Origin of the sequence: Pseudosporangium ferrugineum, from assembly GCF_003002065.1 — a bacterium.
Lineage (GTDB): Bacteria > Actinomycetota > Actinomycetes > Mycobacteriales > Micromonosporaceae > Actinoplanes > Actinoplanes ferrugineus_A.
In genome coordinates this window covers 33,925-53,464 of record NZ_PVZG01000013.1, presented here as the reverse complement: position 1 = coordinate 53,464, position 19,540 = coordinate 33,925, and the positions used below count along the sequence as shown (strand labels likewise).

Annotated in this window: 16 protein-coding genes; 7 read left to right on the top strand and 9 right to left on the bottom strand. The window is 71.0% G+C overall.

The window, feature by feature from the left end:
• Positions 1-131: 131 nt before the first annotated feature.
• The gene (gene miaB / locus CLV70_RS25335) at positions 132-1,622 is read right to left on the bottom strand and encodes a tRNA (N6-isopentenyl adenosine(37)-C2)-methylthiotransferase MiaB (RefSeq protein ID WP_106129106.1); all 1,491 of its coding nucleotides are present in this window, start codon (positions 1,620-1,622) and stop codon (positions 132-134) included.
• A 38-nt stretch (positions 1,623-1,660) separates the two neighbouring features.
• The gene (locus CLV70_RS25330) at positions 1,661-2,140 is read right to left on the bottom strand and encodes a hypothetical protein (protein ID WP_245908451.1); all 480 of its coding nucleotides are present in this window, start codon (positions 2,138-2,140) and stop codon (positions 1,661-1,663) included.
• Positions 2,141-2,279: 139 nt separating this feature from the next.
• Here CLV70_RS25330 and CLV70_RS25325 point away from each other — a divergent pair, with 139 nt between their 5' ends.
• The 4 genes from CLV70_RS25325 to CLV70_RS25310 all read left to right on the top strand — a co-directional run bounded on the left by CLV70_RS25325 (position 2,280) and on the right by CLV70_RS25310 (position 5,765).
• Positions 2,280-3,026: an amino acid ABC transporter ATP-binding protein gene (locus tag CLV70_RS25325; RefSeq protein ID WP_106129105.1), complete on the top strand. Its 747-nt coding sequence runs from the start codon at positions 2,280-2,282 to the stop codon at positions 3,024-3,026.
• 52 nt (positions 3,027-3,078) lie between these two features.
• Positions 3,079-3,930, top strand: coding sequence for a glutamate ABC transporter substrate-binding protein (locus CLV70_RS25320; RefSeq protein WP_106129104.1), 852 nt, complete (start codon positions 3,079-3,081; stop codon positions 3,928-3,930).
• 270 nt (positions 3,931-4,200) lie between these two features.
• Positions 4,201-4,875 carry an amino acid ABC transporter permease gene (locus CLV70_RS25315; protein WP_106129103.1) on the top strand — a complete coding sequence of 225 codons (675 nt, stop codon included), beginning with the start codon at positions 4,201-4,203 and terminating at the stop codon, positions 4,873-4,875.
• Entirely contained in the window at positions 4,872-5,765 is an 894-nt protein-coding gene (locus tag CLV70_RS25310; RefSeq protein ID WP_106129102.1) for an amino acid ABC transporter permease, read from the top strand. The genes CLV70_RS25315 and CLV70_RS25310 overlap by 4 nt, the downstream gene beginning before the upstream one ends.
• A 152-nt stretch (positions 5,766-5,917) precedes the next feature.
• Here CLV70_RS25310 and rny read toward each other — a convergent pair whose 3' ends face one another.
• Together rny and CLV70_RS25300 are read right to left on the bottom strand one after the other, a co-directional pair.
• Positions 5,918-7,642, bottom strand: coding sequence for a ribonuclease Y (gene rny / locus CLV70_RS25305; protein ID WP_106129101.1), 1,725 nt, complete (start codon positions 7,640-7,642; stop codon positions 5,918-5,920).
• Between the two features lie 967 nt (positions 7,643-8,609).
• Positions 8,610-9,398 carry a hypothetical protein gene (locus tag CLV70_RS25300; RefSeq protein ID WP_146164154.1) on the bottom strand — a complete coding sequence of 263 codons (789 nt, stop codon included), beginning with the start codon at positions 9,396-9,398 and terminating at the stop codon, positions 8,610-8,612.
• 1,032 nt (positions 9,399-10,430) lie between these two features.
• Between CLV70_RS25300 and CLV70_RS39210 the strand changes: the two genes are divergently transcribed.
• Complete coding sequence (locus CLV70_RS39210) at positions 10,431-11,372, top strand: hypothetical protein (protein ID WP_146164153.1); 942 nt, start codon at positions 10,431-10,433, stop codon at positions 11,370-11,372.
• 595 nt (positions 11,373-11,967) lie between these two features.
• On the opposite strand, the gene CLV70_RS25290 is transcribed toward CLV70_RS39210, so the two are convergent.
• The 5 genes from CLV70_RS25290 to CLV70_RS25270 all read right to left on the bottom strand — a co-directional run bounded on the left by CLV70_RS25290 (position 11,968) and on the right by CLV70_RS25270 (position 16,940).
• Positions 11,968-12,657: a regulatory protein RecX gene (locus tag CLV70_RS25290; RefSeq protein ID WP_106129099.1), complete on the bottom strand. Its 690-nt coding sequence runs from the start codon at positions 12,655-12,657 to the stop codon at positions 11,968-11,970.
• Between the two features lie 619 nt (positions 12,658-13,276).
• Positions 13,277-14,323: a recombinase RecA gene (recA, locus tag CLV70_RS25285; RefSeq protein WP_106129263.1), complete on the bottom strand. Its 1,047-nt coding sequence runs from the start codon at positions 14,321-14,323 to the stop codon at positions 13,277-13,279.
• A 196-nt stretch (positions 14,324-14,519) separates the two neighbouring features.
• Positions 14,520-14,720, bottom strand: a complete 201-nt coding sequence (locus tag CLV70_RS25280; RefSeq protein ID WP_106129098.1) for a DUF3046 domain-containing protein — start codon at positions 14,718-14,720, stop codon at positions 14,520-14,522.
• A gap of 140 nt (positions 14,721-14,860) precedes the next feature.
• Entirely contained in the window at positions 14,861-15,523 is a 663-nt protein-coding gene (locus tag CLV70_RS25275) for a UdgX family uracil-DNA binding protein (RefSeq protein ID WP_106129097.1), read from the bottom strand.
• A gap of 70 nt (positions 15,524-15,593) precedes the next feature.
• On the bottom strand, positions 15,594-16,940 hold the full coding sequence (locus CLV70_RS25270) for an aminotransferase class I/II-fold pyridoxal phosphate-dependent enzyme (RefSeq protein WP_106129096.1): 1,347 nt from the start codon (positions 16,938-16,940) through the stop codon (positions 15,594-15,596).
• A 45-nt stretch (positions 16,941-16,985) separates the two neighbouring features.
• On the opposite strand from CLV70_RS25270, the gene CLV70_RS25265 reads away from it, so the two are divergent.
• Together CLV70_RS25265 and CLV70_RS25260 are read left to right on the top strand one after the other, a co-directional pair.
• Positions 16,986-18,224: a bifunctional pyridoxamine 5'-phosphate oxidase family protein/GNAT family N-acetyltransferase gene (locus CLV70_RS25265; RefSeq protein ID WP_245908450.1), complete on the top strand. Its 1,239-nt coding sequence runs from the start codon at positions 16,986-16,988 to the stop codon at positions 18,222-18,224.
• A gap of 121 nt (positions 18,225-18,345) precedes the next feature.
• Entirely contained in the window at positions 18,346-19,140 is a 795-nt protein-coding gene (locus CLV70_RS25260) for a leucine efflux protein (RefSeq protein WP_158277825.1), read from the top strand.
• Positions 19,141-19,540 lie beyond the last annotated feature (400 nt).

The following is a 19,540-nucleotide window of genomic DNA, read 5'->3' as shown; positions in this document are numbered from 1 at the left end:
ACCGCCGGCGAGGACCGCGAGCGAGACGCGCACGCCGACCGGGAGCGGAGCGCGCAAGACGCGCATACCGGCGGGGAGCGGGACGCGCGCGCCGGCCTCGGGCCGGGCGGGCGCGCCGGCGGTGGGGCCCATCAGAGGGCGCAGCCGCCGGTGGAGGCCGGGAGGGGGGCCGGGACGCCGATGGTCGGCAGGCCCAGGGAGACGCCCGGCATGCGGGGGGTGCGTCCGGCCTCGTAGGCGTCGCCGGCTCGGGTGCGGCGGTGGGTCAGCGGGTCGCCGTCGGCGTTGAGGTGGTGCGGGGCCGCGTACGTGACCAGGGTTTCGATCACGTCGCCGGGGCGGGGGGCGGTGGCGCCGGTGGCGAAGTGGACCAGGCGGCCGTCGCGGGCGCGGCCGCTCATCCGGCCCGTACGCTCGTCCTTGCGGCCCTCGCCGACCGCGACCAGGACCTCGACCTTCTCCCCCACCAGGCGCTTGTTCTCGGCCCAGGTGATGTCCTCGAGGGTCGCGATGAGCCGCTCGTAGCGCTCCTGCACGACCTGCTTCGGCAGTTGCTCGGCCATCGTCGCGGCCGGGGTGCCGGGGCGCTTCGAATACTGGAACGTGAAGGCGCTGGAGAAGCGGGCCTGCCGGACCACGTCGAGGGTGCGCTGGAAGTCGTCCTCGGTCTCGCCGGGGAAGCCGACGATGATGTCCGTGGTGATCGCCGCGTCGGGCATCGCGGCGCGGACCTTCTCGATGATGCCGAGGTACTTCTCCGAGCGGTAGCTGCGGCGCATCTCCTTGAGCACCCGGTCGGAGCCGGACTGCAGCGGCATGTGCAGGGAGTGGCAGACGTTCGGGGTCTCGGCCATCGCCGCGATCACGTCGTCGGTGAAGTCCTTCGGGTGCGGGCTGGTGAAGCGGACCCGCTCCAGGCCGTCGATCTCGCCGCAGGCGCGCAGCAGCTTGCCGAACGCGAGGCGGTCGCCGAACTCGACGCCGTACGAGTTGACGTTCTGGCCGAGCAGGGTCACCTCGAGCACGCCCTCGCGGGCCAGCGCCTCGACCTCGGCCAGGATCTCGCCCGGGCGGCGGTCCTTCTCCTTGCCGCGCAGCGACGGCACGATGCAGAAGGTGCACGTGTTGTTGCAGCCGACGGAGATCGACACCCAGCCCGCGTACGTCGACTCGCGCTTGGTGGGCAGGGTCGACGGGAACACCTCGAGCGCCTCGAGGATCTCGACCTCGGCCTCCTGGTTGTGCCGGGCGCGTTCGAGCAGCGCCGGCAGGGAGCCGATGTTGTGCGTACCGAAGACGACGTCGACCCAGGGCGCGCGCTTGACGATGTCGCCGCGGTCCTTCTGGGCCAGGCAGCCGCCGACCGCGATCTGCATGCCGGGCTTCTTGAGCTTGGTGGGGCGCAGGTGGCCGAGGTTGCCGTAGAGCCGGTTGTCCGCGTTCTCCCGGACCGCGCACGTGTTGAAGACCACGACGTCGGCCGCGTCCGCCTCGGCGGCGCGGACATAGCCCGCGTCCTCCATCAGGCCGGAGATGCGCTCGCTGTCGTGCACGTTCATCTGGCAGCCGTACGTGCGCACGTCGTAGGTGCGGGGCGCGGCGCTCTGCGAAGTCTCAGTCATGGCAATTGACCAGGGTAGTCCCCCGGCGCGCCGAAACCCTAAGCGGCCGCGGGCCGATCGGGCGCCGGCTTCCACCGGGAGCGGGAGCAGCCGGGGCCGGCGGCGCAGTCCGGATCCGAGCCGGTGCACGGGCGTACGTGGCGTCGCTCCGTACCGTCGTCGGTCTCCGTCTCGTCCACGTGCACGGCCCGCAGCGTGCCGTCGGGCTCGGCCAGGACGTACCGGGTCGGGTTGAGGGTGTCGTCGGGCAGCAGGAGATCGGCGCCGAGCCGGACCGCGACGGCGCTGGCGATCGTCGCCTCGGCGAGGTCCCCGGGGGCGAGGTAGCAGTCGATGAGCGTCGGGAAATCGCCGCCGGCGTGCCAGACGTCACACAGCACCGCGTCGCCGCCCGGCGCATCCAGGGTCGTCACCGGCCGTTGCAGCGCGCCGGCCACGGCCTCGCGCACGACCTGCGGCGCAAGGATGCCCGCGGCGCACCAGTTCCACAGGCCGTCGGTCGGATCGGCGTCAGCCATACCGCTCATCGTGGACATCCCCTTACCCAGGCATCTGCGGTGTTACTGCTCCGTGACCATTCTCTGGGCGATCCGATACACCGGTCCCCCTAGAGTGACCCCATCCGAGTGAACCCAACGACGGGACGGTGGTCAGACGGTGACGACGAGTGAGCCTCTCATCGTCCTCGAGCACGTCAACAAGCACTTCGGCCCGTTGCACGTCCTGCAGGATGTCAGCCTGACCGTGTCGCGCGGCGAGGTGGTCGTCGTGATCGGACCGTCGGGTTCGGGCAAGTCGACGCTGTGCCGGGCGATCAACCGGCTGGAGCCGATCGACGGCGGCACCATCACGTTCGACGGCCGGCCGCTGCCGGCGGAGGGCAAGGCCCTCGCGCGCCTGCGCAGCGAGGTCGGCATGGTGTTCCAGTCGTTCAACCTCTTCGCGCACAAGACCATCCTGCAGAACGTCATGCTGGGTCCGGTCAAGGTCCGCAAGGAGAAGCCGGATTCCGTACGGGAACGCGCGATGAGCCTGCTCGACCGGGTCGGCATCGCCAGCCAGGCGGACAAGTACCCCGCCCAGCTGTCCGGCGGCCAGCAGCAGCGCGTCGCCATCGCCCGTGCGCTGGCGATGCAGCCGAAGGCCCTGCTCTTCGACGAGCCGACGAGCGCGCTGGACCCCGAGATGGTGGGCGAGGTGCTCGACGTCATGACGTCGCTCGCCAAGGACGGCATGACCATGGTGGTGGTCACCCACGAGATGGGCTTCGCCCGGCACGCGGCGGACCGGGTGGTCTTCATGGCCGACGGGCAGCTCGTGGAGGAATCCACGCCGGTCGACTTCTTCGAGAACCCCAAGAGCGAACGCGCCCGGGACTTCCTGTCGAAGATCCTGACGCACTGATCCGTCCAATCCGGACAGGCATTCCAAGTAACACAGCATGAGGAGCGTGACGATGCGCATCACCCGTTTGACGGCCGCCGTCGGGGCCCTGGCCCTGGCCATGGCCGCGGCAGCATGCGGCGGAGACGACAGCGGCTCGGGTAAGGCCAGCGGCATCGTCGGCAAGGCGAGCAGCCAGAAGAAGCTCGTCGTCGGCGTCAAGGCCGACCAGCCGGGCCTCGGCCTGCAGACCGGCGGCACCTACACCGGCTTCGACATCGAGATCGCGAAGATCATCGCCAAGGGCCTCGGCGTGCCGGAGACCGGCATCGAGTACAAGACCACGGTGTCGGCGAACCGCGAGCCGTTCATCCAGCAGAGCCAGGTCGACATCGTCGTGGCGACGTACACGATCAACGACGAGCGCAAGAAGGTCGTCAACTTCGGCGGGCCGTACTACGTCGCGGGCCAGGACCTGCTCGTGCCGGCCGCGTCGACGCTGGCCGGCCCGGAGGGTCTCGCCGGCAAGAAGGTCTGCTCGGTGTCCGGCTCCACGCCGGCCAAGCGGATCCAGACCGACTACAAGGACGCCAAGCTCCAGCAGTTCGACTCGTACTCGAAGTGCGTGCAGGCGCTGTCGGACGGCTCCGTGGACGCGGTCACCACCGACGACATCATCCTCGCCGGCTACGCCGCGCAGGACCAGTACGCGGGCAAGTTCAAGGTGGTCGGCAAGAAGTTCAGCGACGAGCCGTACGGCATCGGCCTGAAGAAGTCCGACACCGAGGGCTGCAACAAGATCAACGAGATCCTGAAGGCGTCCGTGACCGACGGCTCGTACAAGGCCGCCTGGGACAACACGCTGGGCAAGAGCGGCAAGGCGGCGCCGGAACTCGACGTCACCAAGCTGACCAACTGCAGCTGAACCACCGCAGGGCGGGCGGGGCCGGCGTCGAGCCGGCCCCGCCCCTCTGTCACCGGCCGGCCGCGGCCCTCCCGGCTGCCACGGCCACCGTCGGGTTACGGCCACCCTCGGGTTACGGCCACCCTCGGGTTACCGCCGCCCTCGGGTTACCGCCGCCTCCGGGCGGCTGCCGTCACCCGGCCCGGCACCGTCTTCGAGCAGCACCCTTCTTGACCGGCGTCGCCTGACGGCGGCTCACAGCACCTCCAGCGTCGCGAGGAAGCGAGGGCGATGGACGTCTTCTCGGACCCCACCAACTTCGAAACGTACAAGGTCGGGTTCCTCTGGATCCTGAAACTCACCGCGGCCGGGACCGTCGGGTCGGTGGTGCTCGGCGTCGTGCTGGCCGCGATGCGGGTCTCGCCCATCCCCGTGCTGCGCGGCTTCGGCACCGGCTGGGTGAACCTGTTCCGCAACACCCCGCTGACGCTGATCGTCTTCTTCTGCTACTTCGGCCTGTACTCGGCGCTGGGGCTGGAGCTCTCCGACGACATCGACCGCAACAACTACTGGCTCGGCGTGGTCGGCCTCTCGGTCTACACCGCCGCGTTCGTGTGCGAGGCGATCCGTTCGGGCATCAACACCGTCCCGGCCGGGCAGGCCGAGGCGGCCCGCGCCATCGGCATGTCGTTCCTCCAGACCCTGACGGTGGTCATCCTGCCGCAGGCGGCGCGCGCCGTGGTCGCCCCGCTGGGCAGCATCTTCATCGCCCTCGCGAAGAATTCCACCATCGTCGGCACGATCGGCCTGATGGAGTCGTCCAGCGCGATGAAGGAACTCATCAACGCGAACGGCGACGCGGTCGTACCGATCTTCCTGGTCTTCGCGGGCACGTTCGCCCTCGTCCTCATCCCCACCGGCTACCTCTTCGGCTGGCTGGCCAACCGCCTGGCGGTGAAGCGGTGAGCACCAACACCGACGCGGTCCTCTACGACCACCCCGGCCCGCGGGCGAAGACCCGCAACCTCATCCTCACGGTCGTCTTCGGCCTCGCCCTGCTCGCGCTGCTGTGGTGGATCTACCGCAAGTTCGACGAGAAGGGCCAGTGGGCCGGCCCCCTGTGGCGCCCCTTCCTCGAGGGCTCCACCTGGACCGACTACATCCTGCCGGGCCTGTGGTCCACGGTCAGCGCCGCGGCCGTCGCCATGGTGTTCTCGCTGATCTTCGGCCTGGTCTTCTCGGTGGGGCGGCTCTCCGACCACTGGTGGGTCAGCGTGCCGGCCGGTGTGGTGGTCGAGTTCTTCCGGGCCGTACCGCTGCTGCTGATGATGTTCTTCATCTTCTTCGGCATCCCGTTCCTCACCGAGAGCCCGATGCCGCCGTTCTGGGCCGTGGTCATCGGCCTGACGCTCTACAACGGCTCGGTGCTGGCCGAGGCCTTCCGGGCCGGCATCCGCTCGGTGCCCCGCGGCCAGAGCGAGGCCGGGTACGCGATCGGCATGCGCAAGACCGACGTGATGCGGGAGATCCTCGTCCCGCAGGCGGCGCGCGCGATGCTGCCGGTGATCGTGAGCCAGCTCGTCGTGCTGGTGAAGGACACCGCGCTCGGCTACATCATCGGCTACACGGAGCTGCTCCAGGACGGCGTGAACACCCTCGGCGCCAACTTCGGCAACACGGTGGCCGCGGCGATCGTCGCGGTGTTCATCTACGTGGCGCTGAACGCCTCGCTGACCTTCTTCGCCGGATATCTGGAACGGCGCACCCGGCGCACGGGCCGGGCTCCGCGCCGCACCACCCCGCCGGGCGCCCTGACCCCGGTCGGTGGCGCGACGGCCGTCGAGCCGCAGGGCTGACCGCGGTTTTCGGCGGGACCACTCACGCAGAATGAAGGGTGCGGGTGGCTGTCCTGGAGCGTCAGCTCCTCGGCCGCCCGCGCCCGGCCTCGACGGGAGTTGCGGTCCGCACCACCCACCGAGCTACGACCTCCGGATTTTGATCTTGCGGTTCAGCGGGCCAGTTCCGTGACGCGCGACTCGCGCACGACCGTCACCCGGATCTGGCCCGGGTAGGTCAGCTCCTCCTCGATCTGCTTGGCCACGTCGCGGGCCAGCACCGCGGCGCCGATGTCGTCCACGTCCTCGGGACGGACCATGACCCGGATCTCGCGGCCCGCCTGCATGGCGAAGACCTTGTCGACGCCCGGCTTGCCGCCGGCGATCTCCTCGATCCGCTCCAGGCGCTTCACGTACGCCTCCAGGCTCTCCCTCCGGGCGCCCGGCCGCCCGCCGGAGCAGGCATCGGCGGCCTGGGTGAGCACGGCCTCGATGGTCTGCGGCGGCACCTCGTTGTGGTGGGCCTCGATGGCGTGCACGACGTCCTCGGACTCGCCGTACTTGCGGGCCAGGTCCGCGCCGATCAGCGCGTGACTGCCCTCGACCTCGTGGGTGAGCGCCTTGCCGATGTCGTGCAGGAACGCCGCGCGCTTCATCGTCGCCACGTCGAGGCCCAGCTCAGCGGCCATGATGCCGGCGATGTGCGCGGTCTCGACCAGGTGCTTGAGCACGTTCTGGCCGTAGCTGGTGCGGTAGCGCAACCGGCCCAGCAGCGTGGCCAGCTCCGGGTGGAGATCGGTGATGCCGACGTCGACGAGCGCCTCCTCGGCGGCCCGCTCGCAGAGGCGGTCGACCTCGTTCTTGGCGCTCTCGAACACCTCTTCGATGCGGTGCGGGTGGATGCGGCCGTCGAGGACGAGCTTCTCCAGGGTCAGCCGGCCGACCTCGCGGCGCACCGGGTCGAAGCACGACAGCAGCACCGCCTCGGGGGTGTCGTCGATGATCAGGTTGACCCCGGTGGTCGACTCGAACGCCCGGATGTTGCGGCCCTCGCGGCCGATGATCCGGCCCTTCATCTCGTCGCTCGGCAGGTGCAGCACGCTGACGACGCTCTCCGCGGTCTGCTCGCTGGCGATCCGCTGGATGGCGTCGACCACGATGTGCCGCGCCCGGGTGTCGCCGGTGCGCTTGGCCTCGGTCTCGATGTCGCGGACCAGGATCGCGGCCTCCCGCTTGGCCTGCGCCTCGATCCCCTCGATCAGCTCGGCCCGGGCCTGCTCGGCGGTGAGGTTCGCGATCCGCTCCAGCTCCCGGCGGCGCTGCTCCTCGGCCTCGGCGACCTCCGCCTCCCGGCCGCTCAGCGCGGCCTCCCGCGCGGACAGGTCGGCGTCCATCGCGGCCAGCCGGCGCTCCCGCTCGACCAGCCGCTCGACCTCGTCGGCGTGCAGGCGCTCCCGCTCGTCGATCCGCGCGGCGCGGCGCTCGACCTCGGCGGCCTGCTCCTTGACGGTGGTGTTGAGCAGCGCCACCTCCCGCTCGCCGCTGCGCCGGGCCGCCGTGCGGACCTGCTCGGCGTCGGACTCGGCCTGGCGGTGCGCGTGCTCGAGAATCGTGTCGGCCTCCTCGTGCGCCGACTCCAGAACCCGGCGCGCCTCGGCCCGGGCGGCGGTGGCCTCGGCCTTGGCGGCGGCGACCTCCGCGCGTACGGAAGCGGCCTTGGCGTTCGCGTCGTCGACCTTGGCCTTGGCGGCGTGCAACGTCCGCTCACGGTTCTCGTGATCGGCGGACCTGCTCTCCTGAAGGTTACGCACCGTGCGCGCACCGATGACCAGACCGGCCACGACGGCGCCGGCGAGAACGACGACCGCCACCACGAGCACCCAGACCAGGGGCGTCATCTCGCCGCCACACTCCCTTCGCCACGCCGCAGAAATGCGGACCGTTCGATGTCCTGCGCGAAGCGCGGGTAAGGGATGCCCGACCAAAGGCCAATGACCGCGCGTACGGTCGCAAGCCGGGTCGGGGGCCGACGCGGCTGGGAGCCGCGGGGTGCCGTTGCCGGTCGGCGACCGCTGGTGATGCTTACCGCCGTCCGCGCGGTCTGCGGGCGGGGGGTGCGCCTTGCTCGGGGGGCTGTTGGGCTCCGTCGGGCGGCGGCTCGGTGTTTCGGTATCTGCCTTCCGGTCCGTCTGTCTTTCGGTCCTTGCTGCCGTGCCTTGGGGCCGCGCCTTGGGGCCTGACTTGCCTGTCTGCTGCCTGGCTTACCTGCCTGCCTGGCTGGCTTGCAGGCCTGCCTGCCTGGGTTGCCGGTCGGCCGGTGCCGGCGGGGGTTGCCGGAGGCTGGTCGGTCGGTGTGGCCGGGCTTTTCGCAGGTGCAGCCGTTCTGCCGGTGAGCGGCCCTTCGATGAATCCTTTCATCGGGTGGGCTGCCCGGGCCGGCGAGGCTCGGGTCCCCGGCGATCGCTCGCCGGTGGCCGTCGGTCAGGACCGGTGGCCGGTGGCCGTGGTCAGGATCGGTGGCCGGTGGGTCAGGGATGGTCCGCCCGCGGCGAGGGGAGGACCTCGCCCGGCGTTCCGCCGGTCGGTGGAGGGTCCGTGCCGGCGATGGCGTCGCCGGACATTCCGCCCGCCGGAGGTCGTCCGCTGGCGGCGATGGTGTCGCCGGGCGATCGAACCAGGACCGGAAGTGATGCCGAAAAGTAATGCGATCTATGTTGTGCGCTTAGCCTTCGATGGTCGAGCAAACCTTTGTAACGCGAGGCTAGGTCGCGAGAGCCGGTTCGGTCAAGGACTCATGATTCGGCAGCGGATGGGACGTACGGCACAGACTCACTCACGCCCTGCTCAGGTACGTTGAGGGGCAATTCAGGCGTAGCGGGCCCAGACGTCGCGCATCGGCTCCCACTTCTCGCCGGTCCCTTCCTTCCAGTACGCGAGCAGATACGCCGCGACAGGAGTGGCCGTGTCGTCCCACCAGATGCCCGCGACGGTACGGCCGGAGACCTTGTAGGCGTACTCGACATAATTTCCGGAGGTACGCCCGGAAGGAGCGGCCCGCTCGGCGGCGGCCCCCACACCCGGGGTCAGCGTACGAGCGTCGACGTTCTGCCCGAGCGTGGCCACCCGCGCCTTGTCCCGGTCGGCAGTGGTCACGTACTCGACGAAGATCACACTCATGGCGTCCATCTCGCACCGTACGCGAGCCTTCTCGCCCTTGTTGAGCTTCGGCCCGCTCTTCTCGCCGTTCCGCGAACAACCGGAGAGGTACGGCAGCCACCCCTGCGAAACAGGACCGAGCGAACCGGAGAACTTCGGCTGATTGATGGCGATCTGGTTCTGCTCGTAGACGCCCTGGGCTGGGGTGGAGGCGGTGGGGGACGGGGTGGGCTGGGCGACGACGGGCTCCGGGCCGGGGGCGGTGGAGCGGCCGAGGAACCAGCCGGCCGTACCGAAGACGAGGAGCCCCGTGACGAGGCCGGCGAGGGCGGGGATGAGGAAGCGGCCGCGGGGTTGCTTGGGGGTGGGCTCGATGCGGGGGCCGGGGCCGTAGGCGGGGGCGACCTCGAAGCCGAAACGGTCGGCGTCGGGGATCGAGCCGGAGCCGGTCATGCCGGGGCTGGCCATGCCGCCGCTGGACATGACCGGGCTGGACATGCCTGGGCTGGTTGGTGGGGCGAAGCTGGCTTGGGCGCCTACGCCGCTTGTGGGGTCGAAGCCGCCCGGAGCACCCGGGCCGCTCGTCGGGGCGAAACCACCCGGAGCGCCTGCACCACTCGTCGGGGCAAAACCGCCCGGAGCGCCCGCACCACTCGTCGGGGCAAAACCGCCCGGAGCGCCCGCGCCGCTGGTGGGGCCGAAGTGGCTTGGGCCGCCGATATCGAGGCCGTACTCGTCCACGCCGGCGCCGGAGGTCGGCGTCACGGCCTCCGGCGGGGGCCATCCGGAGGCAGGGCCGGCCCCCGAGATCGGACCGGCATCCGAGATCGGTGCAGCACCCGGGATCGGACCACCACCCGACATCGGCGCAGAACCCGGGATCGATGCAGTGCCCGGGGTCGGTGCGGCGCCGGGGATCGGTGCGGCGCCCGAGGCCGGGGTGGCAGCCGGTGGCGCCGCGGGGCTCCACGGCGCCGCGGTGGAGTGGCTGTCGTGCGGAGTGCCGTGGAACGGGCCGTAGGACGGGGTCGTTCCCTGCGTCGGTATCCCGCCGTAGTGGGCGCCGAACTGGGGCGTGGAGGACGCCGCGTGGTAGTAGGCGGGGTCCGTACCGTCGGCCGGGTTGACGTCGATCGGCGGCCCGCCTGCCGGGGGCGCACCGGCCGCGGCCGGTCCATTCGGGACGTGCGCGATGCCGGTCGCTGTCCCTTCCGCGCCCGCTGCGTCGCCGCCGGGCCGCTCGCCCGGAGCCGTACCGTATGCCTGGGCCGTTTCGCTCACCGGACCCATCCCCTCGGCTGCGCTGTTCCGTTGCTCCCCGCCCGGCCCCGCGGAGCCGCCGGCCTGCTGCGTGGCGGCCTTTTCGGCGGGATCGTCCGCTCCCGGGACCGGCCCGGCCGCGGGCGTTGCACCGGCGTCCCCGGGGAGGGGGAGGCCACCGCTCCGGGCGCCGCGGGAGTCGTCTGTCACGACGATGCAGATTACCAGTCGGGGGCGATCGGCGAGCCCCGCGAAGATCCACGAATACGAATGGACCCGCAGCCCAGAAGGCCCGAGGGCCGACCGGGAACCGCGCGCCCGGGCCGCTCAGCGAACTCGGGCGCGCGACGCCACTCAGGCCTCGACGTCCTCGGTGCGACGACGACGCGTCACGAGAATGAGACCGACACCACCCGCGGCAATGGCCGCGCCGACGCCCGCGATGCTGACCACGTTGACGCCGGTGACCGGAAGGCCGCCGCCGTTCGAACCACCGCCGGTGCCGCCGGCGTTGTTCGTACCACCGTTGCCGCTGCCGCCGCCGTTGTCGTCACCGCCGTTGCCGCCACCTTTGTCGTCACCGCCGTCCGAACCATCGTCGGATCCGTCGTTGTCGCCGGTGCCGCCACCCTCACCGGAACCCGGAGGAGTCGTCGGGTCGGTCGGGTTGCCGCCACCACCGGGCGTCTCACCGCCCGGATCTTCGCCACCCGGATCTTCGCCGCCCGGGTCCTCGCCGCCCGGATCTTCGCCTCCGGGGTCCTCGCCACCCGGGTCCTCGCCGCCCGGATCCTCGCCACCGGGGTCCTCGCCGCCACCGCCCGGCTCGTCGCCACCGCCGCCGGGCTCGTCACCGCCGCCACCGCCCGGCTCATCGCCACCGCCGGGCTCATCGCCGCCGCCGGGCTCGTCACCGCCGCCGGGCTCATCGCCGCCGCCGCCACCGCCCGGGTTGTCCGGGTCGTCGGAGCCGGGCTCGTCGCCCTCATCGGCGGCCTTGGTGACCGAGTCGCCGGTCGTGACCGCGGGCTCGTCGAGCACGACGACACCGCGGGTGTAGATCTGCGTGGTGGACGCAGCCGCGGCGGACGCCCCCGCGAGAGCCGCTACGCCGACGGCACCGGCAATGATGCCGAGCCGGGCTACGGCACGCACGCCACGACGGCGCGCGAGCTGATTGGTTCGCATGTTCCTCCCCGTACTTCAGACTGATCAGTCTTCAGTGGACAATCATTTCCATGAGTCCGGACGAGCAGATTACCGGCAAGGAGCGGATCTCCTCCATCCACCATTGACAATATGGTCGAAGTCGGACGTCCGCCGCGGCCAGCGTCAACACACCGTAGGCACCCGATCGCCGCCCGCCCCACCCGCGGCGAATCCCCCGCACAGCCCCGGACCAGCGAATCCACCCGACAGCCCGGCCACCCCGAAAACCCCGGACCAAAATCGCCAATCTTCCGTACGTCGATACGAAAGCGTTATCAAGTCACATCACCCGAAGCGCCACCCACTGTTGATCAACGTATGCAGTGGACAAAGCTTCACCGGGTCACATGCATGAGAACACCCGCCACTGCCGTCTATCGCTCCCACTCTTCGCCACCACCAATTCGCCCATCCACACCCGAATCGCTACTGCGTCGATCACCCCTGGGCCGCTCAGACAAATGACCCGCCCGGAGCCACTCGGGCCTGTGCCGCGCAGGCACCGACAAGCCTTGCCATCCACGCCCGGGCGAGGTGGTCCGCTGCGGGACGGCAGAGGCAAGGGCAATCTCGCCGCCGGGAGCTGTTGCCTGCGACGTCAGGAGAGACTGTCGTTTTCCTGGTCGGCCATCGCGTCGGCGTCGATCTGGTCGGCGAATTCGGCCGCCTCGGCGTCCCGGGCGGCCAGCGCGTCCTTCACCGCGCGGATGGCCACCCCGGCCGGGTAGCCCTTGCGGGCGAGCATGCCCACCAGCCGCCGGAACACCTGGTCGGGCGTGCCGGTGGCCGTACGGAGTTTGCGGTCCACCAACGCCCGGGCGGTCGCCGCCTCCTCGTCCTCGTCGAGGGTCTCCAGCGCTTCGCCAGCCACCTCCGCGTCCACCCCGCGCTGCCGGAGCTCGTTGGCGAGGGCGCGCCGGGCCAGACCACGACCCTGGTGCCGGCTGGACACCCAGGCCCGCGCGAACGCGGCGTCGTCGATGATGCCGACCTCGTCGTAGCGGTCGAGAACCTCGGCTATCACCTCTTCGGAGATCTCCTTACGGACCAGCACCTTGGCCAGCTCCGCACGGGTCCGCGGCCGCACGGCCAGTTGCCGCAGGCAGATCTCCCGAGCCACTTCGGACTCGGATTTCGGCGGCTCCACGGGACGCTCAGCCCCGTCCGCGGTGCGCCTCCCGCCACGCCCCCGAGCCGAGCCCGCGCGTCCGGCCGGTTCGTCTCCGGCCGCCCGGGGAGGCAGCGCGTCCCAGCCCCGCCCAGCCCGCGCCCCTCGTCGTCCGGCCACTGCTCTACGCCTCCTCGAATCCCCGTATCGCACTCAATCACCCGGCCGCCCGCGGCATCACCCACCGCCCGCAGCGCACGCCACCACCGGGTCACAGCCGTGACCCGGTTGCCCGGCCGGGCCTGACGGTGCCGGCCCACGCCGCCCTGTCCAGCCGCTACCCGGTGGCGCGCTGACACACGCGCAGGCGCGGCCGCAACAGGCACCGGGCCCTGGCTCGAGCTGCCTGCCGCTGCGACGACCGGCCTGACGCCCCGCCGAGCCGGCCATGCGGCTTCGGGCGCGCAAGCCGGCGACGAGGAGCCCGCCGGCGACGGTCAAGCCTCGATCGCCGCCTCCCCGGCCGGAGCGGCCGGGGAGAACGCGGCTCACCCACCTCGAAGGACGTGCCGCAGCCAGCCGCACCGCCTCGAAGCGCCCGCGACAGCGCCGCCACCGAGGCTCGACGGACCGGCCGTCGCTCCCCAGCGGTCCGGATCCCGAGGGAACCATCCAGCGTTCCAGAGGCCGGGGAAACGGCCGTAGCCCACCCAGCGGTCTGGAGGCCTGGAGAAACAGCCGTGGCCGCCTCAGCGACGCGCAACCCACCCGCCCCGGCCGGTCACCGGGAGCGGTTCGGTCAGAAGTCGACCGGCGGGAGTTCGGGGCCGCCCGCGGCGTCGCCGGTGGTCTGGCCCACGCCGAGCTTCTCCAGGATCTTCTTCTCGATCTCGGCGGCGACGTCCGGGTTCTCCTTCAGGAACTCGCGCGCCTTCTCCTTGCCCTGGCCGAGCTGGTCACCGTCGTACGTGTACCAGGCGCCGGACTTGCGGATGATGCTCTGCTCGACGCCCACGTCGATCAGCGAGCCCTCGCGGGAGATGCCCTTGCCGTACATGATGTCGAACTCGGCCTGCTTGAACGGCGCGGCGACCTTGTTCTTCACGACCTTGACGCGGGTGCGGTTACCGACCACGTCGGTGCCGTCCTTGAGGCTCTCGATGCGGCGCACGTCCAGGCGCACCGACGAGTAGAACTTCAGGGCGCGGCCACCGGTCGTCGTCTCCGGGGAGCCGAACATGACGCCGATCTTCTCGCGCAGCTGGTTGATGAAGATGGCGGTCGTGCCGGAGTTGTTGAGGACACCGGTGATCTTCCGCAGCGCCTGGCTCATCAGGCGGGCCTGAAGGCCGACGTGGCTGTCACCCATCTCGCCCTCGATCTCGGCACGCGGCACGAGGGCGGCCACCGAGTCGATGACGATGATGTCGAGCGCGCCCGAGCGGATCAGCATGTCCGCGATCTCGAGCGCCTGCTCACCGGTGTCGGGCTGGGACACGAGCAGCGCGTCCGTGTCGACGCCGAGAGCCCGCGCGTATTCCGGGTCGAGCGCGTGCTCCGCGTCGATGAAGGCCGCGATGCCGCCGGCCCGCTGGGCGTTGGCCACCGCGTGCAGGGCCACCGTCGTCTTACCGCTGGACTCGGGTCCGTAGACCTCGATGACCCGGCCGCGCGGCAGACCGCCGACGCCGAGCGCCACGTCCAGGGCGATGGAGCCGGTCGGGATGATGGCGGTCTGCACGACCGGCCGCTCTCCCAGCCGCATCACCGAGCCCTTGCCGAATTGCTTGTCGATCTGTGCCAACGCCAGATCGAGAGCCTTGTCCCGGTCAGGTCCTGCCACCATGTCCGCCACCCCTGTACTCGACTTCGCAGGCGTCTTCGCCGATGAGCTTCTGTTCACGCGGGTCACGCTAGACGCTGGGTCTGACAGAAAACGACTGCCCGGCCGTGAGCTGTGGATGACCACGCCGCTCGCGACAATAGCCGAACACGTGTACGACGATCGAGCGACACGCCAGAACAAACGTACGAAAACCTGGTCAGCGCAGCCGTACGGGCACCCGATCGGGGTACGCGGCCACCACTGCTCGCCAGACCGTAGCCGTGTCGACACCCTGGGCGATGGCTTCGTCGATCGTCCGTCCACCCAGGTCCGAGAAGGCGTGATCGGCGGCGAAGCTGCGCGCATACAGGGGGCCGAAAGCCTGCTCAAGGCGCTGCCAGAAGTCCGTCAATCGCACCCTGGAAGCCTACTCGCGGCGCCTCGGCCACCGGCGTGAGCGAGCGCTGGCGCACCGCCCCGTGAGAGATGAGTCACTACGGCGATCGATGCGGCGTGGAGGCTCGCCTCGGCCGGATCGCGCTGCTCAGCCCGTACTGATCAAGCAAGTGCGGTGGCGGCGACCTTGAGGTCGTCGACCAGGCTCCGGTACGCGGCGTCGCGGTCGTCGGCCCGCAGCACAGCGGAGGGATGGATGGTGGCGAGCGCCTGGAGCTCGGCCACCGGGAAGTCCTCCGGGTGCTGAGCGGAGGCCGGCCACGGCATGAGCTGGCCCCGCGACCGGGTGACGCGGAACGACGGGCCGAGCAGGGCCTTGGCGGCAGTCGCGCCGAGCACCACCAGCAGCTCGGGCCTGAGCTGCGCGAACTCCGCGACGAGCCAGGGACGGCACGCCGTGATGTGCGCCGGCCCGGGGCTCTGGTGAATGCGGCGCTTGCCCCGCAGCTCGAAGCGGAAGTGCTTCACGGCGTTGGTGATGTACACGTTGCCGGGGTCGATGCCGGAGTCGTCCACGGCCTCGCGCAGCAACCGGCCGGCCGGGCCGACGAAGGGCAGGCCCTTCTGATCCTCGATGTCCCCGGGCTGCTCGCCGACGAAGACCACCCGGGCATCGGCGGCTCCGCGCCCGAACACCGTCTGGGTGGCGTTCTGGTGGAGCTCACACCCCTCACAGTGCGCGGCGGCGGCCTTGAGCTCGTCCAACTCGCGCGCGCCGGGCGGAATGAAGTGCTCCGCTCCGATGGGCGCCTCGGTCCTCGGCATGCCACCGTTTTACCCCCTCCCCCGCGGTCCACGCCCGGCGGCATCACCCGAACGAGCGTGAGCAGGCGAATCATCGGCCAGGCACGCCCACGTCGAGCGGGCGGGCCGCCGCGGCCACGGTTTCGGCAAGCGGCTCGATCGCTTCCTCGTCGAGCGGGCTGACCGTTATCCGTACGCCCGGGGGTGCCTCGACGCGGAACAGCGAGCCCGGAGCCACCGCATATCCGGCATCCCGCAAGGCCGTGATCATTCGCGTCTCGTCGGCTGCGCGTACCCATAGATTGATGCCGGTCTGACCATGGGCCTCGACCCCGCGGGATCTCAGGGCCTCGCGCAGCTCACCGCGGCGATGGTCGTAGCTCCTGCCCGCCTCCGTGATCTGCTCCGCCACCGCCGGGTCCTGCCAGAGTCGCAGCAGAAGCTGTTGCAGCACCGTGGACACCCAGCCCGTGCCGATCCGCATGCGGCCCGCCACGCGGGCGATCGTGGCCTCGTCGCCGGCCAGCACGGCGACGCGGAGGTCGGGCCCGAACGGCTTGGACGCGGACCGGACGAAGACCCAGGAACTCGTGGCACCGCTCAGGCAGTGCAGCGGCACACCGGACAGCTCGGCGGCATGGTCATCCTCGATGAGCAGCACCTCGGAGTGGCGCGACAACGCCTCCCGGAGAGCGGCGGCGCGCTCGGCGGTCACTGCCGCACCTGTCGGATTCTGAGCACGGGCGGTGATGACGGCGGCGCGCGCACCGGCTTCGATCGCGCTCGACAGGCTGTCGGGCAGCGGACCCTCGTCGTCCATCAGCACCGGGATCGCCGTCAGACCGAGCGCCGCGAGCAGATCGAGGAGATTGGCCCAGCCGGGATCCTCGACGGCCACCGCATCCCCCGGTCTCAGATGGGTCGTGAGCAGGCGTTCGATGGCGTCCAGGGTGCCGTTGGTAACGGTGATGGACGCGTCTTCGACCGGGACGCCGTCGGCTTCGAGACGGCTGCGCGCCACGTCGATCAGCTGCGGCATCGCGCCGGCGTCCGCGTACCCGAGAGGGGGGCCGACCACTTCGGACATGGCGCCGAGATGCCTGCCCAGAGCGGGCAGCAGCCGGACGTCGGGGTCTCCCGAGGACAGGTCCAGCGCGCCCGGCGGCACGGGCAGCCGCATGGCGGACCGCGGCCCGGCGACCGGAGGGCGGTGCCGGATGCGCGTGCCACGCCGCCCGGAGGTCTCCACGATGCCGCGTTGTCGCAGCTCCTGGTAGGCCTTCGAGACCGTGGCGGGGCTGACGTGCAGCTGATCGGCGAGGACCCGGATCGACGGGAGCGCATCTCCCCAGACCCAGTCGCCGCTGCGGACCCCGGCCTCGATGCTCCCGGAAATCGATGCGGCGGTCGAACCACTGACCTGATATTGTTCTGGCACAGCAGCGATTCTGTACTAGTACAGAAGCTTTGGCAAGGAGGCCCCGTGACCGACCTCTACCAGCTCACCGAGCGGACGACGGCTACCCGCAACCGCGACCGGATGCACTACGACCGCGACTCCGCGCACGCGATCCTGGATGAGGCCTGGGACTGCACGGTCGCCTTCGTGGTCGACGGGGAGCCTCGTGCGTTGCCCACGCTGCATGTTCGCATCGGCGAGACGCTCTATATACACGCGTCCACAGGTGGCCGGCTCGGCCTGACGTCGCGCGATGGCGGTGCGCGGGTCTGCGTCTCGGTGACCCTGCTGGACGGGCTCGTCTACGCGCGCTCGCAGTTCCATCACAGCGCCAACTATCGGTCCCTGGTCGCCCACGGCACGGCACGGCCGGTCACGGACGAGGCGGAGAAGGCTGCCGCGATGACCGCCCTGGTCGAGAAGCTGGGGGCGGGCCGAGCGGCCGACAGCCGCCCGGCCAACAACCGCGAGCTGGCAAGCACCGTCGTTCTCGCACTGCCGTTGACCGAGGTTTCCGTACGAGCGAGAGCAGGCGGAGTCGTCGACGAGCCCGAAGACCTCCCCCTGCCGCACTGGGCCGGAGTGCTGCCCCTCCAACGCGTGGCCGGCCCGCCACAGTCTGATGCCGGAGTGCAATCGGCGGCCCCGGGCTACCTGCCACAGCGACGGTCACCGTGGACAACGGCCGCACCGATGCGGGGCAAGCACGTCGCCCTGGAACCGCTGGCGCCGGCGCACGTCGACGGCCTCCTGACCGCGCTGGCGGACGACGAGGTGTGGGAGTTTCTGCCCAGCCCGAAGCCGCGTACGCACGAGGAGATGGCCGAGCAGGTGGCGCTCGCGGCAGAGCAGCAGTGGGCGGGCGGACGCATCTCCTGGGCGCAATGTGACCCTGCCACCGGCGAGGTCATGGGCATGACCAGCTACCACGACGTGGACGAGGAGAAGGGAGCGCTCGGCATCGGCCACACCATCCTCGGCCGCCGCTGGTGGCGCACCGGCGTCAACACGGAGGCCAAACTGCTGCTGCTCGAGCGCGCGTTCGTGGTGCTCGGCGCAGAGCGGGTGTTCTGGTACACGGACATCCGCAACGAACGCTCGCAGCGGGCCATCGCCCGGCTCGGAGCCAGCAGGGACGGAGTGATCCGGCGACATCGGCTACGCCCCGACGGCACGTGGCGCGACTCGGTGCTGTTCGCGATGACCGTGGACGAGTGGCCGGCCGCCAGGGAACGCTTGCGGACCCGGCTGGCAGCGGGCTGACGCCCGATCGGAGCCGGCAGGTCCAGCGAACAGGGAGTGGGTGGTGGGGGTGCTCAAGGCCACAAGTTCTTGGCTGTCCGGAGGAGTGCCCTTCCCGCGCCGGCGGTCCGAGCATGGGTGGGTGCTGGGGATCACCGACTTCTGGACGTACGTGCTGGGCACCGCCGCCATTGTTCTGCTGCCGGGGCCGAACTCGATCTTCGTGCTGTCCGTTGCCGCTCAACGGGGTGTGCGCGCCGGCTACCGGGCCGCCTTCGGCGTGTTCCTCGGCGACACCGTGCTGATGGTGCTGGCGGCTGCAGGGGTTGCCTCCCTGCTCCAGGCTTATCCGCCGATCTTCATGGTGGTCAAGTACGCGGGCGGCGCCTACCTGGCCTGGGTCGGTCTCGGCATCATCCGGAGCGCCTGGCGGAAATGGCGGGCTCGGGGCACCGCGAACGGCAGCACGGTGGGCGACGCGATCGCCCACAGCGAGCAGGCGCCCGACAACACGATGGTCCGCCCCTGGCCTCTCGAGCAGACCGGCTCGCAGTCGGCCGGCAGCGCGGTGCCCAGCGGCGCGGATGCCGGTGATGAGACGGCCCGGCGACGGGGTGCCGACCGGGCGGGCATGCAGCGGCCGTTCCGGCGGGCGCTGATCGTCAGCCTGCTGAACCCGAAGGCGATCCTGTTCGTCGTCTCGTTCTTCATCCAGTTCGTCGAGCCCGGGTACGCCCACCCCGCCCTGTCGTTCCTCGTGCTCGGCGCCGTCCTGCAGTTCTTCAGCGCGCTCTACCTGAGTGGGCTGATCTTCGGCGGTCAGTTCCTCGCGGGCCAGTTCCGACGGCGGCGCCGGCTGTCCGCGGCGGCTTCCACCGGGATCGGCGTCCTCTTCGTCGGCTTCGGCGTCAAACTCGCCACGGCCACCGCGGGATAGCCACCGCCGGCACCCCACGGATCTCTCCTCCAGGACGAAGACCTCGCGCCCCAGGCCAGCACCCCACGGCGGGCCCTGGCGAGGCGGGCGCGGCGCGACACAAGGCCGGGGCGAGGCGGGCGCGGCGCGGCACGAAGCCGGGGCGAGGCGGGCGCGGCGCGGCGCGGCACGAAGCCCGGGGCGAGACGGGCGCGGCGGGCGCGGCGGGCGCGACACGAAGCCCGGGGCGAGACGGGCGCGGCGGACGCGGCCCGACACGGCACGAAGCCCGGGGCGAGACGGGCGCGGCGGGCACGGCCCGACACGGCGCGAGGCCGGGGCGAGGCGGGGCGGCGCGAGGGGCGAGACAGCGCGAGCCCGGAACGAGACCGCGCAAGAAGGGGAGGAACGTCCAGGCGGG

What these genes read in the sequence shown, in the direction of transcription:
- recA (WP_106129263.1), bottom strand. Translation starts at nt 14,323, where the DNA reads ATGGTGGCAGGACCTGACCGGGACAAGGCTCTCGATCTGGCGTTGGCA.
- miaB (WP_106129106.1), bottom strand. Translation starts at nt 1,622, where the DNA reads ATGACTGAGACTTCGCAGAGCGCCGCGCCCCGCACCTACGACGTGCGC.
- CLV70_RS39210 (WP_146164153.1), top strand. Translation starts at nt 10,431, where the DNA reads ATGGACCCGCAGCCCAGAAGGCCCGAGGGCCGACCGGGAACCGCGCGC.
- CLV70_RS25320 (WP_106129104.1), top strand. Translation starts at nt 3,079, where the DNA reads ATGCGCATCACCCGTTTGACGGCCGCCGTCGGGGCCCTGGCCCTGGCC.
- CLV70_RS25315 (WP_106129103.1), top strand. Translation starts at nt 4,201, where the DNA reads ATGGACGTCTTCTCGGACCCCACCAACTTCGAAACGTACAAGGTCGGG.
- CLV70_RS25275 (WP_106129097.1), bottom strand. Translation starts at nt 15,523, where the DNA reads ATGCCGAGGACCGAGGCGCCCATCGGAGCGGAGCACTTCATTCCGCCC.
- CLV70_RS25330 (WP_245908451.1), bottom strand. Translation starts at nt 2,140, where the DNA reads ATGGCTGACGCCGATCCGACCGACGGCCTGTGGAACTGGTGCGCCGCG.
- rny (WP_106129101.1), bottom strand. Translation starts at nt 7,642, where the DNA reads ATGACGCCCCTGGTCTGGGTGCTCGTGGTGGCGGTCGTCGTTCTCGCC.
- CLV70_RS25300 (WP_146164154.1), bottom strand. Translation starts at nt 9,398, where the DNA reads ATGTCCAGCCCGGTCATGTCCAGCGGCGGCATGGCCAGCCCCGGCATG.